Source organism: Aquidulcibacter sp. (assembly GCF_049239865.1).
Classification (GTDB): domain Bacteria; phylum Pseudomonadota; class Alphaproteobacteria; order Caulobacterales; family Aquidulcibacteraceae; genus Aquidulcibacter.
Map to the genome: position 1 here is coordinate 1 of NZ_JBMLTR010000196.1, position 1,524 is coordinate 1,524.

At 54.5% G+C, this 1,524-nt stretch carries 3 protein-coding genes; all 3 read left to right on the forward strand.

Annotated elements, in window-relative coordinates:
* The first annotated feature begins 156 nt into the window (after positions 1-156).
* Entirely contained in the window at positions 157-585 is a 429-nt protein-coding gene (locus ACOVRA_RS13915; RefSeq protein ID WP_290805935.1) for an NADH-quinone oxidoreductase subunit A, read from the forward strand.
* On the forward strand, positions 576-1,142 hold the full coding sequence (locus tag ACOVRA_RS13920) for a NuoB/complex I 20 kDa subunit family protein (protein ID WP_290805938.1): 567 nt from the start codon (positions 576-578) through the stop codon (positions 1,140-1,142). Before ACOVRA_RS13915 ends, ACOVRA_RS13920 begins: the two co-directional genes overlap by 10 nt.
* The coding region (locus tag ACOVRA_RS13925; protein ID WP_421720827.1) for a complex I 30 kDa subunit family protein at positions 1,139-1,524 on the forward strand (386 nt) is incomplete at its 3' end. The genes ACOVRA_RS13920 and ACOVRA_RS13925, both read left to right, overlap by 4 nt.

The following is a 1,524-nucleotide window of genomic DNA, read 5'->3' on the forward strand; positions in this document are numbered from 1 at the left end:
TTTGCCAGCTTGGGCTGATCTTTAAAGACATTTCGCAGGACTTTACCGCCTTCGCGCATTGCGCCAAAGCCCACTCCAGCCTAGTAAAATCAGATTCGATTGCTTCGGCAGGCTAGCGCTGCGGGCAGCTCAAAGAGACGTTTCAAGAGGGCACACATGGCCGACAGTGCAGTGTCAGCAGTCAACCAAGCCGGTTCAGGCGTTCAGCAGACCCTGGTCTCAAACGCTTTTCTGCTCGACTTTCTCCCCATCGTGATCTTTCTGGTGATTGCCGCAGGCCTTGGTTGCGCCTTCATGCTGGCGTCTTGGGTGTTAGCGCCTTCGAGCCCCGACCCTGAAAAAGTGTCGACCTATGAGTGCGGCTTTAATGCGTTTGACGATGCCCGCATGAAGTTTGACGTGAAATTCTATCTGGTGTCGATCCTTTTCATTCTGTTCGACTTGGAAATTGCTTTCCTTTTCCCTTGGGTGTTAGCGCTCGATGACATTGGACCCTTCGGCTATTGGTCGATGATGAGCTTCCTTGGCATCTTGTTGGTCGGCTTTATCTATGAGTGGAAGAAAGGTGCTTTGGAATGGAACTAAAGCTTCCCCCACGCGCGGGCTCAGTTCCCGCCACACTCGACAATATTGGCCCTGTCATTCCCAATGACCCCTATTTCTCGGGCCTGTCGGACGAATTGGCCGATAAGGGCTTTGTGGTTGCCGCCGCTGACGATCTGATCACATGGGCGCGCACCGGTTCGCTGATGTGGATGACCTTTGGTCTTGCCTGCTGTGCGGTTGAGATGATGCAGGCCGCTATGCCGCGCTATGATATGGAGCGCTTTGGCTTTGCCCCGCGCGCCAGCCCACGTCAGTCAGACGTGATGATCGTGGCCGGCACCTTGACCAACAAAATGGCCCCAGCTTTGCGCAAGGTCTATGACCAAATGCCAAACCCGCGCTATGTGATCTCCATGGGCTCGTGCGCCAATGGCGGTGGTTATTATCACTATAGCTATGCCGTCGTGCGCGGTTGTGACCGTATTGTGCCAGTCGACATCTATGTGCCGGGCTGCCCGCCGACTGCGGAAGCTTTGATGTATGGCATCCTGCAATTGCAGAAGAAAATCCGTCGTGAAGGAACAATCGAACGATGAGCGCTTTGGCTGATCTGCAAGAGCGCCTGACGTCGGCTCTAGGTGCATCCATCCTGTCTGCGACGCAGTCGACCGGTGAGTTGACCGTTGTTGTACGCCGTGACGATATCTTAGCGGTGCTCCAGCACTTGCGCGATATCGAAAGCTTCTCGACCTTTATCGATGTGTGCGGTGCCGACTATCCAGAACGCGCAGAGCGCTTTGAAGTGGTCTATCATCTCCTGTCCATGAGCAAGAATGTGCGCATTCGGGTCAAAGTGTCGACCGACGAAGATACGCCCGTTGCTTCGGCTTTTGGTTTGTGGCCTGCGGCAGATTGGTTTGAGCGGGAAGCCTTTGATATGTATGGCATCCTCTTCTCAGGCCATCCAGATTTGCGCCG